Annotated in this window: 10 protein-coding genes; 2 read left to right on the forward strand and 8 right to left on the reverse strand. The window is 70.9% G+C overall.

Annotated features, from left to right (window positions below):
- The 5 genes from DFR69_RS17550 to DFR69_RS17570 form a co-directional block, all read right to left on the reverse strand.
- On the reverse strand, positions 1 to 284 hold a 284-nt coding region (locus DFR69_RS17550; RefSeq protein WP_208644000.1), incomplete at its 3' end, for an enoyl-CoA hydratase-related protein.
- A complete protein-coding gene (gene mmsB / locus DFR69_RS17555) occupies positions 281 to 1177 on the reverse strand; it encodes a 3-hydroxyisobutyrate dehydrogenase (protein WP_110038674.1) in 897 nt (298 codons plus the stop codon). The genes DFR69_RS17550 and mmsB, both read right to left, overlap by 4 nt.
- Positions 1174 to 2244 carry an enoyl-CoA hydratase/isomerase family protein gene (locus DFR69_RS17560; protein WP_110038675.1) on the reverse strand — a complete coding sequence of 357 codons (1071 nt, stop codon included), beginning with the start codon at positions 2242 to 2244 and terminating at the stop codon, positions 1174 to 1176. The genes mmsB and DFR69_RS17560 overlap by 4 nt, the downstream gene beginning before the upstream one ends.
- Positions 2241 to 3380: an acyl-CoA dehydrogenase family protein gene (locus tag DFR69_RS17565; protein WP_110038676.1), complete on the reverse strand. Its 1140-nt coding sequence runs from the start codon at positions 3378 to 3380 to the stop codon at positions 2241 to 2243. Before DFR69_RS17565 ends, DFR69_RS17560 begins: the two co-directional genes overlap by 4 nt.
- A 6-nt stretch (positions 3381 to 3386) precedes the next feature.
- Entirely contained in the window at positions 3387 to 4886 is a 1500-nt protein-coding gene (locus tag DFR69_RS17570; protein ID WP_110038677.1) for a CoA-acylating methylmalonate-semialdehyde dehydrogenase, read from the reverse strand.
- 198 nt (positions 4887 to 5084) lie between these two features.
- Here DFR69_RS17570 and DFR69_RS17575 point away from each other — a divergent pair, with 198 nt between their 5' ends.
- On the forward strand, positions 5085 to 6221 hold the full coding sequence (locus DFR69_RS17575) for an acyl-CoA dehydrogenase family protein (protein WP_110038678.1): 1137 nt from the start codon (positions 5085 to 5087) through the stop codon (positions 6219 to 6221).
- A 12-nt stretch (positions 6222 to 6233) separates the two neighbouring features.
- Here the strand turns inward: DFR69_RS17575 and DFR69_RS17580 are convergent, their stop codons facing one another.
- Both DFR69_RS17580 and DFR69_RS17585 read right to left on the reverse strand, forming a co-directional pair.
- Positions 6234 to 7880 (reverse strand): bifunctional 3'-5' exonuclease/DNA polymerase, encoded by a 1647-nt coding sequence (locus DFR69_RS17580; RefSeq protein WP_110038679.1) that lies wholly within the window; start codon positions 7878 to 7880, stop codon positions 6234 to 6236.
- A gap of 63 nt (positions 7881 to 7943) precedes the next feature.
- Positions 7944 to 10019 carry an MMPL family transporter gene (locus tag DFR69_RS17585; RefSeq protein ID WP_208644013.1) on the reverse strand — a complete coding sequence of 692 codons (2076 nt, stop codon included), beginning with the start codon at positions 10017 to 10019 and terminating at the stop codon, positions 7944 to 7946.
- A 93-nt stretch (positions 10020 to 10112) separates the two neighbouring features.
- On the opposite strand from DFR69_RS17585, the gene DFR69_RS17590 reads away from it, so the two are divergent.
- Complete coding sequence (locus tag DFR69_RS17590; protein ID WP_110038680.1) at positions 10113 to 10622, forward strand: MarR family winged helix-turn-helix transcriptional regulator; 510 nt, start codon at positions 10113 to 10115, stop codon at positions 10620 to 10622.
- A 126-nt stretch (positions 10623 to 10748) separates the two neighbouring features.
- On the opposite strand, the gene DFR69_RS17595 is transcribed toward DFR69_RS17590, so the two are convergent.
- Positions 10749 to 11675 carry an IclR family transcriptional regulator gene (locus tag DFR69_RS17595; RefSeq protein ID WP_244198326.1) on the reverse strand — a complete coding sequence of 309 codons (927 nt, stop codon included), beginning with the start codon at positions 11673 to 11675 and terminating at the stop codon, positions 10749 to 10751.
- Between the last annotated feature and the right edge of the window lie 42 nt (positions 11676 to 11717).

Here is an 11717-nt window from a genome sequence, read left to right on the forward strand (position 1 = left end):
CGGAACTTCGCCAACCGATCCCACCCGGCGAAGAAATCCGACATGTACATGTCCATGTAGGACTGCGGCGCCATCTCCTTGATATCGGCACCCGCCGCGAACGCCTTCTCCGAACCGGTGATCACCACCGCACCGATCGAATCATCGGCCTCGAGCTCGTCCAGCGCCGCGACGACATCGTCGAGGACCTGCTTGTTGAGCGCGTTGAGCGCCTTGGGCCGGTTCAGCGTGATCCAGCCGACCCGGCCCTTCGTCTCGAGCAGGATGGTCTCGAACTCGCTCATTCGGCGGCCTCCGCGGACCGGTCGCGGATGTCGGTGACGATCGCCGAGAAGTCCCGGCCCGCGTCGGTCTGGTTGAACCGCTCGTAGATCGCCGCGGCCAGCTCACCGAGCTGACCGTCGATGCCGTTGGCGCGCAACGCGTTCGCGGCGAGCGTGAGGTCCTTGGACATGAGCGCGGTGGCGAAGCCGGGCTGGTAGTCGTTGTTTGCCGGGCTGGCCGGGACGGGACCGGGGACCGGGCAGTAGCTGGTGAGCGCCCAGCTCTGGCCCGAGGCGGTGGACACCACGTCGAAGAACGACTGGTGACTGAGCCCGAGCCGCTCGCCGAGCACGAGGGCCTCCGAGAGCCCGATCATCGAGATGCCGAGCAGCATGTTGTTGCAGATCTTGGCGGCCTGGCCGACACCGGCGGCACCGCAGTGCACGACCTTGCCGCCCATCACGCCGAGGACATCGCTCGCGTCGGCGAAATCGGCCGCCGCGCCGCCCACCATGAAGGTGAGCGTGCCCGCCGTGGCCCCGGCGACGCCACCGGAGACCGGCGCGTCCAGCGGCCGGTGACCGGCCGTGACCGCCTGGGCGGCAGCGGCTTTCGCGTCGGCGACGTCGATGGTGGAACAGTCGATGAACAGCGTGTTCGGCTCGGCGGCGGGCAGCAGCTCAGCGTACACGTCCAGCACCAGTTTGCCGTTGGGCAGCATGGTGATCACCACGTCGCGACCGGCGGCCGCCTCGGCGGCGGTGGCCACCACCGTCGCACCGTCGGCGCGCGCCTGGTCCTGGGCCGCGGGCACCGGATCGTAGGCCAGGACGTCGTAGCCCGCCCGCACGAGGTTGGCCGCCATCGGGGCGCCCATGTGGCCGAGGCCGAGGAAGCCGATCTTCTTGCTCATCGCTGTGTCTCCTGTGTCGTCGCCCGCAGTTCCCGCTCGCCCAGCTCGGCGAAGTACGCCGCCACCAGGTCGTCGGTGACATCGGTGAGGGTCGCGGGCGCCCACCGCGGATTCCGGTCCTTGTCGATGACCTGGGCGCGGATACCCTCGACGAGGTCGTGCGAGGCGAGCGCGGCGACGGAGACCCGGTACTCCTCGTCCAGCACCGCCTCGAGGCTGTCCAGCCGACGCGCGGCACGCAGGGAGCGCAGCGTGACCTTCAGCGCGACAGGCGATTTCGCCAGAATGTCGTCGGCGGCCTTGGTCGCCTCGGGGGCGTCGGCGGCGCGCAGGCGCGCCACGATCTCCTCGACCGTGTCGGCGGCGTAGCAGGCGTCGATCCAGCTGCGCTGGGCGAGCAGGTCCGAGGCGGGCGCGGGCTGGGCGACCGACGCGATCGCCTCGTCCACGCCGTGAACGCGCAGGGCCGCAAGCAGTTCCGGGAGCGCGGACGACGGCACGTAGTGGTCGGCGAAACCGGCCGCGATCGCGTCGCCCGCGGTCATCCGCGCGGTCGTCAGCGCGACGTGGGCGCCGAGCTCGCCGGGTGCGCGCGAGAGCAGGTAGGTGCCGCCGACATCGGGAACGAAGCCGATACCCACCTCCGGCATCCCGATGCGGGAGCGTTCGGTGACGACGCGGTGGCTGCCGTGCGCGGACAGGCCGACACCACCGCCCATCACGATGCCGTCCATGATCGCCACATACGGCTTGGGGTAGCCGCCGATCAGCGCGTTGAGCAGGTATTCGTCGCGCCAGAAGCGCCCGGTCGGCGAATCCGCGCCCGCCGTACCGTCTTTCGCGTCGGCGTGGATGGCGACGATGTCGCCCCCCGCGCACAGGCCACGCTCCCCCGCGCCGGTGAGCACCACCGCGCGCACGGCGTCGTCGGCGCCCCAGGCACGCAGCGCGTCGGTGATCGTCAGCGTCATCGCGTGCGTGAGCGCGTTGATGGCCTTGGGCCGGTTCAGGGTGATCAGGCCGAGTCCGTCGGAGACGGAGATCAGCACTTCGGGTTCGTCGGTCATGCCGCTCCTGTCACTGCGCGGGCGACGACCACCCGCATGATCTCGTTGGTGCCCTCGAGGATCTGGTGGACCCGCAGGTCGCGCACGATCTTCTCCAGCCCGTACTCGTGCAGATAGCCGTAGCCGCCGTGCAGCTGCAACGCCTTGTTGGCCACCGCGAAGCCGACGTCGGTGGCGAAACGCTTGGCCATCGCGCACAATTCGACCTTGTCCGGCGCCCCCGCGTCGAGCGCGGCCGCGGCCCGCCACAGCAGTGTGCGCGCCGCTTCCAGCTCGGTGCGCATGTCGGCGAGCTCGAACCGCAGGGCGTCGTTGCGGACCAGCGGTGTGCCGAACGCGTGGCGCTCGGTCAGGTACGGCACCGCCTTCTCCAGCGCGGCTTGCGCGCCGCCGACCGAGCACGCGGCGATGTTGAGCCGCCCGCCGTTGAGCCCGTTCATCGCGATCGAGAAGCCGTCGCCCTCGGCGCCGAGCCGGTTGGCGACCGGCACCCGCGCGTCCTCCAGGATCACCTGGCGCGTGGGCTGGGCGTTCCAGCCCATCTTCCGCTCGTTCGGTCCCACCGTGAGTCCCGGGGTGTCGGCGGGCACGATCAGGGCCGAGATGCCGCGCGCGCCGTCGCCGCCGGTGCGCACCATCATCACGTACACGTCGTTGGCGCCCGCGCCGGAGATGAACTGCTTGGCGCCGGTGAGGACGTAGTCGTCACCGTCGCGAACGGCCTTGGTGCTCAAGGCCGCCGCGTCGGACCCGACGCCCGGCTCGGTGAGGGCGTAGCTGCCGAGCAGCTCCATCGACGCCATGCCGGGCACCCAGCGGTGCCGCTGCTCCTCGGAGCCGTAGGCATCGATCATCCAGGTCGCCATGTTGTGGATCGACATGTAGGCGGCCACCGCCGGGCAGCCGGTCGCGAGCTGTTCGAAGATCCGCACCGCGTCGAGCCTGCGCAGGGCCGAGCCGCCGACGTCCTCGGCGACATAGATGCCGCCGAGGCCGACCGGGCCCGCCTTGCGCAGGACGTCGACCGGAAAGTGCTTGTGCTCGTCCCAGTCCAGCGCGTTCGGCGCGAGGAATTCGTCGGCGAACTGGCGCGCGGTCTCGGTGATCGCCCGTTCGTCGTCGTCGAGAGTGAACATCGACGCTCAGTCCATCGTCGGGATGACGAAGGCGTTGGACTCCTTCAGCCCCGCGGGCCAGCGCTGCGTCACCGTCTTGGTCTTGGTGTAGAAGCGGATCGAGTCCGGGCCGTGCTGGTTCAGATCGCCGAAGCCCGAACGCTTCCAGCCACCGAAGGTGTAGTACGCGATCGGCACCGGGATCGGCACGTTGATGCCGACCATGCCGACCTGGACGCGGGCGGCGAAGTCGCGGGCGGTGTCACCGTCGCGGGTGAAGATCGCCACGCCGTTGCCGTACTCGTGCTCGTCGGCCAGGCGCAGCGCCTCCTCGTAGTCGCCCGCGCGCACGACCGTGACCACGGGGCCGAAGATCTCCTCGCGGTAGATCCGCATGTCGGCGGTCACCTTGTCGAAAAGGCTCGCGCCGACGAAGTAGCCGTCCTCGGCGCCCTCCACGGTCAGACCGCGTCCGTCCACGACCAGCTCGGCGCCTTCGTCGATGCCGATCTGAACGTAGCTGTTCACCCGGTCCACGCCGTCCTGGCCGACCAGCGGGCCGAAGTCGGCGCCCGGGTCGTCGGAGCGGCCGACATTGAGCTTGTGCACCCGCTCGGTCAGCTTCGCGACCAGCCGGTCCGCGGTCTCCTCGCCCACCGGCACGGCCACCGAGATCGCCATGCAGCGCTCGCCCGCCGAGCCGTAGCCGGCGCCGATCAGCTGATCGGCCACGTCGTCGAGGTCGGCGTCGGGCATCACGATGGCGTGGTTCTTCGCACCGCCGAAGCACTGCGCGCGCTTGCCGTTGGCGGTCGCGGTCTCGTAGATGTACTGCGCGATCGGCGTGGAGCCGACGAAGCCCACGGCCTTGATCCGCTCGTCGCGCAGGATCGTGTCGACGGCCTCCTTGCCGCCGTTGACGACGTTGAACACCCCCGGCGGCAGCCCCGCCTCGAGGAACAGCTCGGCCAGCCGCAGCGGCACCGAGGGATCGCGCTCGGACGGCTTGAGCACGAACGCGTTGCCACACGCCAGGGCCGGACCCGCCTTCCACAGCGGGATCATCGCGGGGAAGTTGAACGGGGTGATGCCCGCGACCACGCCGAGGGGCTGGCGCATCGAGTACACGTCGATGCCCGTGCCCGCGCTCTCGGTGTACTCGCCCTTGAGCAGGTGCGGGATACCGACCGCGAACTCGATCACCTCGAGGCCCCGCTGGATGTCGCCCTTGGCGTCGGCGAGGGTCTTGCCGTGCTCCGACGACAGCAGCGCCGCCAGGCTGTCCATCTCGTCGTTGACCAGCGTCAGGAACTTCATCAGCACCCTGGCCCGCTTCTGCGGGTTGAACGCCGCCCACACCGGCTGCGCGGCGGCCGCGTTCGCGATGGCCGCCTCGACCTCGGCGGTGTTCGCCAGCGGGACCCTGGCCTGCACCTGGCCGGTGTTGGGGTCGAACACGTCGCCGAACGCGCCCGAGGCGCCCGTCACGTGCTCGCCGCCGATGAAGTGGGTCAATTCGCGAACCATGCCAGTCCTTTGCCGAGGGTCGATGCGCGGAGCGCAAGTCTGAGGTTATCCAATAGTTGGATGTCCATGTAATTGGCACCATCGCATCCGCGGGGGAACTCTGTCAATGCCGCCCCGAGTATCGCCCGACTATTGACAGAATGCCAACAGGGTGGCCACTCTGGTGCCGCAGGACCCCACAACGAGAAGAGGACCCCGATGACCACCGCCACCGACTCGGAGCTGCACGGCCTGGCCGAGCTGGCCCGCAACTTCTTCGCTAACACCGTCGCGCCGCAGCGCGAGGAGTTCGCCGCCCAGGGCTTCCCGAGCCGGGAGGTCTACCGCCAGGCGGGCGAGCTCGGTCTGCTGTGCATGTCGATCCCGGAGGAATACGGCGGCGGCGGTGGCACTTTCGCGCACGAGGCCGTGCTGTTCACCGAGCAGGTCAAGGGTGGCGACTCGGCCATGCAGCTGGGCGTGCACACCGGGATCGTGCCGCACTACCTGCTGGCCTACGCCTCGGAGGAGAACAAGAAGCGCTGGCTGCCCAAACTCGCCTCCGGCGAGTGGATCGGCGCCATCGCCATGACCGAACCCGGTACCGGCTCGGACCTGCAGAACATCGCGACCAAAGCGGTCAAGGACGGCGACGACTACCTGATCAGCGGCGCGAAGACCTTCATTTCCAACGGCCGTAACTGCGATCTGCTCATCATCGCCGTGAAGACCGATCCGACACAGGGCGCCAAGGGCGTCTCGCTGGTCGTCGCCGAGGTCGCCGACGACACCCCCGGCTTCGAACGCGGCAGACTGCTGAAGAAGGTCGGCCAGAAGGGCCAGGACACCACCGAACTGTTCTTCGACAACCTGCGGGTCCCGCGGGCGAATCTGCTCGGCGCCGAGGGTGAGGGCTTCATCCAGCTGATGCAGCAACTCCCCCAGGAACGCCTGATCTGCGGCGTGGCGGCCGCCGCGGCGATCGAGGCCGCCGTGGCCGAGACCCTGGCCTATGTGAAGCAGCGCAACGCCTTCGGCAAGCCGCTGTTCGCGATGCAGAACACCCGGTTCGAGCTGGCCGAGTGCGCCACGATCGCCGAGGTGGTGCGTACCTTCGTCGACGCCGCGGTCGACAAGCACCTGCGGGGCGCGCTCGACGTCAAGACCGCCGCGATGGTCAAGTACTGGACCACCGATCAGCAGTCCCAGGTGATCGACCGCTGCGTCCAGCTACACGGCGGCTACGGCTATATGGAGGAATACCCGATCGCCCGCATGTGGGCCGACGGCCGCATCTCCCGCATCTACGCCGGAGCGAACGAGGTCATGAAGGACCTGATCGCTCGATTCCTCTGATCGGCGCGGCCGCTATTTGGCGTCGCCGTAGCAGTCCACCACAGCGGTGGTGAAGGGAAACCGCACCGGGGTCGGCCCGAAGGCGATCCGGCCCGCGGTGTCGGCCGCTGCCGCGATCGCCTCCGACACCGCCGCGGCTTCCTCGGTCGGGCAGTGCACGATCACCTCGTCGTGCTGGAAGAAGACCAGCTCGGCGCGCAGCCCGGCGTGGAAGAGCGTGTGGCGCAGGCCCGCGAGAACGAGCAGCGCCCAGTCGGCGGCGCTGCCCTGGACGACGAAATTCCGGGTGAAGCGGCCGCGCGCCCGGGCGGCGGGGGTGTCGGTGAAACCGGCGAGGTCGTGCTCCGGCACGGCCGACAGCGGCGTGCAGGTGCGGCCGAGCCACGTACGCACGAGGCGGCCTTCCGCGCCGGCGTCGGCCGCGTCGTCGACGTAGGCGACCGCGCGCGGGTACCGGCGGCGCAGGGCGGCCATGTGGGTGAGGGCGTCGCCGGAGGTCTGGCCGTAGATGGCGCCGAGCAGGGCGAGTTTCGCTTCGGACCGGTCGCCGCCGAGACCGCGCGCGGCCAGGTCGGCGTACAGGTCCGCACTTCGACTCGCCACGTCCATCAGGCCGGGGTCGCGGGAGATGGCGGCGAGGATGCGCGGCTCCATCTGGTCGGCGTCGGCGACCACGAGCGACCAGCCCGGGTCCGCGCGGATCGCCTGCCGGATCACCTTCGGAATCTGCAGGGCGCCACCGCCGTTGGTGGTCCAGCGGCCGGTCACGGTCCCGCCGGGGAGGTACTCGGGCCGGAATCGGCCGCCGTGCACCCACTGTTCGAGCCAGGACCAGCCGTGCGCGGTGTACACGCGATACAGCGATTTGTAGGCCAGCAGCGGCGCGACGGCCGGATGGTCGACGCGCTCCAGTTCCCATTTCCGGGTGGAGGACAACACGATTCCCGCGCGGGCGAACGCCTTGACGATCTCGTTGGGCAGATCGGCGCGCACCCGGACCCCGCCGAACGCCCGCGACACCTCCTCGGCCAGCTCGGCCATCCGCCGCGGTTCCGCGCCGGCGAATCGTTCGCCGAGCATGGCGTCCAGGAGTTCGCGGTGGATGTCGGCGCGCCACGGGATCCCGGCCCGTGACATCTCGGTGGCGACCAGCATGCCCGCCGACTCGGCGGCGAGCAGCAGCCGCATGCGGTCGGGATGTTCGGTCCGCGCCGTCCGCGCGAGCTGTCCCGCGTAGACGGCCAGCAGGGCGTCGAATTCGTCGACGCCGGGCGGCAGTGGGGCCGTGGCGGATTCGAACAGCGAGGGCTGGGTGTCGGCGGCGCGCAAGGGCGCGTCGGGCGGCACGGGCAGGTTGTGCAACCGGGCCCAGGCGGCCGCGAGCGAGCGCGGCTGACCGGACTGGCCCTCCTCGTAGCCGATCAGCAGGGACTCGGCGGCCTGGACGTCATAGCACCGGTCGACCCGGACGCCGGCCGCCAGCAGGGACCGGTAGATCTCGGGCGTGGATCGCCACACCCATCGTTCGACCTGCGGGCGGGCCCGGACGGCCGCCACCAGCGACGGCTCCGTCTCGACGGGACCGGCGGGTCTGCCGTCCGGGCCGAGCGGACACAGGCGCGCGCCACCGTCGCCCGTCTCCGCCACCGCCCACCGCATGCCGTGAGTCTGGCAGCAGGGTCCGACACGACGACCGCGCCGCGCGGACCCCACGGCCCCGGCTCACGTCGAGGCCGGCGCCTTCGGTTCCGCGCGTTGCGGTTTCGCCGGCCACCAGACCTTGTCGCCCAGCAGCTCGAACAGCGCGGGCACCACGAGGGTCCGCACCACGAAGGTGTCGAGCAGGATGCCGACGCCGACGACGATGCCCAGCTGGGTGAGGGTGATCAACGGCAGCACACCCAGTACACAGAAGACCGCGGCCAGCACCGCACCGGCACTGGTGATCACCGCGCCGGTCGAGGCGACCGCCCGGACCATTCCCCGCGTGGTGCCGTGGGTGGCCGCCTCCTCTCTGGCCCTGGTCACGAGGAAGATCGTGTAGTCGACGCCCAGCGCGACCAGGAACAGGAACCCGAACAGCGGGACATTGGTGTCCAGCGCGGGGAATCCGAAGACGGTGTCGCTGATCCAGCTGCCCGCGCCGAGGGCCGCGAGCGCGCTGAGCACCGTCACACCGACCAGCAGCAGCGACGCGGGCACCGCCCGCAGCAGCACCAGCAGCACGAGCAGGACCACGGCCAGGATCAGCGGAATCACCAGCGCCTGGTCGCGGCGGGCGGCGTCACGGATGTCGAGAGCCTCCGCGTCGGACCCGCCGACCAGAGCATCCGCGCCGGGGACGGCGCCGACCGCGGTCCTCATCCCCTCGACGGTCGTGAACGCCTCGGCCGAGCCCGGCGCCGCGTCGAGGACAACCGACCAGCGCGACAGATCCGCGTCGGTGCCGGTGCGGGTGGCCCGCGAAACCCCGTCCACGCCCTCGAGTGCCGACTGCACGGCGGCGTCGGTGGCGGTCCGCGCGACGACCACGGCGGGGTCGGCGGCGCCGGACGGAAAGTGCGCGGCCATGGTCCGCAGCCCGTCGACGGATTCGGCTTCGACCCGGAACTGCTCGGTGCGGGAGAGCCCGATGTCGGTGGTGAGGAGCCCGGTCGCGAAGACCACCAGCACCGCGCCCGCCGCGCCGGCGACGAGGGCGGGGCGGCGCACCACGCGGGTCGCCACCGCGGCCCACGTGCCGTGCTCGGCCGGATCGCGGCCGTCCGCGGCGGGCACGAAGGGCCAGAAGACGCGGCGTCCGCACAGTGCGAGGGCGGGCGGCAGCGCGCAGAGCACGAAGATCAGGGCGACGACCAGTCCGGCGGCGGCGAACGCGCCGAGGCTGCGGGTGTTGGGCAGCGCGGCCAGCAGCAGGGTCAGCAGGGCAAGGACCACGGTGACATTGCTGGCGACGATGGCGGGTGCAGCATGGCGCACCGCGGCCCGCAGCGCCTCGCGATGGTCGGTGTGCCGATGTAGTTCGTCGCGATAGCGCGACACCAGCAGCAACGCGTAGTTGGTGCCGGCGCCGAACACCAGCACGCTGGTGATGCCGGAGGTCGAGCCGTCGAAGGTGAGGCCGGTGAGCTGGGCCAGCGCGGTGCCCACACTGGTGGCGACCCGGTCGGCCAGGCCGACGACGGTCAGTGGGACCAGCCACAGCACCGGCGACCGATAGGTGAGGATCAGCAGCACCATCACCACCAGCGCGGTCACGATCAGCAGCAGCGTGTTGGCGCCGGAGAACGAGTCGGCGATGTCGGCGCCGAAGGCGGGCCCACCGGTCACCTGCACGCGCAGCGGCTCCGGCAGATCGGTGGTCACGGCCGCGCGCAACTCGTCGATCCGGTCGGTGAGCGCGAAGCCGTTGAGGTCGGCCGACACCGGGACGGGAGCCAGCGCGGCGCGGCCGTCCGGCGCCGGGACCAGGCTGTTCGCCGCCACCCCGGCGCGCACCAGCGCGGCATCGAGTGCCGCGAGATCCGCCGGCGTCAACGCGCCGTCGTCGGTCCGCGTGGCCACCGCGATCGCCGCGGCCTCCCCCGCGCCGGGGAACTGCGCGAGTGCCGCGGCCGCCCTGGCGGACTCCGAGGACGAAGGCAGCGACACGGGGGCCTGACCCGCGCTGTCGTTGCTGCCCGCCAGCCCCATGACGGCCACGGCGGCCGCCACCACGGCCAGCAGCAGCACCCACGATCGCCGCCCGGTGACCAGCCGGGCGAACCGGTCCCAGCTCTGTTCCTCGTCCGCTCGCATCACGGACCGTACTATTTCAGAAACTTAACTATCTGGCAATGTCGACCGGTCCGGGGCAGCTAAGCTCGCAGCCGGACCGAGAGGAGACAGCGCGTGGACGACCACACCGCGAACATCGATCCCGCCCTCGACCGAGCGGGGCTCGAGACCGAGATCGCGCGGGACCTGCGTGCGCTCACCGCGATCTCGGAACAGATCGGGCACGTCTTCGCGCATTCGAACAGCCTGCGGCCGAACGATTTCCGCGCCCTGATGCATGTCGCGACCGCCGAGGCCGAGGGCGCGCCGGTGACAGCGGGGCAGTTGAGCAAGCTCATGGGCGTCTCCGCGCCCGCCGTCACCTATCTCGTCGAGCGGATGATCGAATCCGGCCATCTCGAGCGGGTGCCCGACGAGACCGATCGCCGGCGCGTCCATCTCGGCTACACCGACCACGGGATGTCGGTGGCGGCCGGATTCTTCGGCCCGCTCAGCGCGCGCACCAGGGCCGCACTGGCCGAGCTGCCCGACAGCGATCTGGCGGCGGCTCATCGCGTCTTCGTCGGGATCACATCCGCGCTGCGCGAGTTCTACGGCGAGTTACCGGGCCGAACCGCAGGCTGACCGCGCGCCGGCGAGATCGCTTGCCGCACCCTCGGCGACGACAGCACAGGCGGCGTGCGGATAGCTCTGGCGTCGATATCGATCGTCGCGAAGCCCGGCCATGCGCGGCGGGAGGCCCCTGGGGCGTCAGTCCGCCGAGTCGGTAACCGAAGCGCCCGTCCGGACGCCTTCCGCCGCGGCGATGGTGGCCGCGCCGAGGTCAGCCAGCGCCGCGCTCGACAGCCGGGAATCCGGGCAGGAGACGACAGAGGCGATGACCGCGCCGCGCTCGTCGCGGATCGGCGCCGCCACGGTGACCACGGCATTCTCCGGCCCGAGTTCCTCGGGCAGGTAGTCGATGGTGATGAGTTCGGTGATCACCGAACCGAGCTGGGCCCGCAGCGCCTCGGTGATCGGCGAATTGCGCAGGCCCGCGAGCACTTCCAGCATGGGCGTCGAGTCGTCGACGAGACGTTCGACCGAATAGCCGCGCGTACGGATCTCGGCGAGCACCCGGGCGAGCCGGTCGCGGTGCGCCGGGTCGGCGGTGGCGAGCCAGGCGCGCCGGGCCGCCTCCGGCTCCCAGGCGATGAACTCGCGGCAGACCGGCGGCGCGAGCGGTAGCCGACGTCCGGCGCGGATCCAGCCGGCCGAGGGCTCCCCCACGACCTCGGTGACGACGATGCTGTCGCCGTCGCGTTCGGCCAGGAACACCGGATGGCCGGTGCGTTCGGCGAGCGCGCGTAGATGAGGCGCGGCGGTGCGGCGCAGCGGGAAGGCGGCCTCGGCACGGCGGGCCACGGCCAGCAGCCGCAGGCCGATGCCGTAGCAGCCGTCGTCGTCGCGCACGGTCCAGCCGTCGGCGGTGAGCTGGGTGAGCACCGCGTGCGCGGTGGCCCTGGACAGTCCGGCTTCGCGCACGATGCGGGCCAGGGACAGCCGGTCGGTGGCGTGGCGGGCGAGCAGTTCCAGCACTTTCACGACCCGCTGCGTCGGCGGGGAGGCCACGCCGACGACGGAATCGGCACTCACCTCTTGACCGGCGTCGGCGGCCGGGCTTATCGTCGGTGTCACAATATCGAACGATAGCGTCGACTATTCGACAACGCAAGTCCG

The organism is Nocardia neocaledoniensis (genome assembly GCF_003182135.1).
Classification (GTDB): Bacteria; Actinomycetota; Actinomycetes; order Mycobacteriales; family Mycobacteriaceae; genus Nocardia; species Nocardia neocaledoniensis.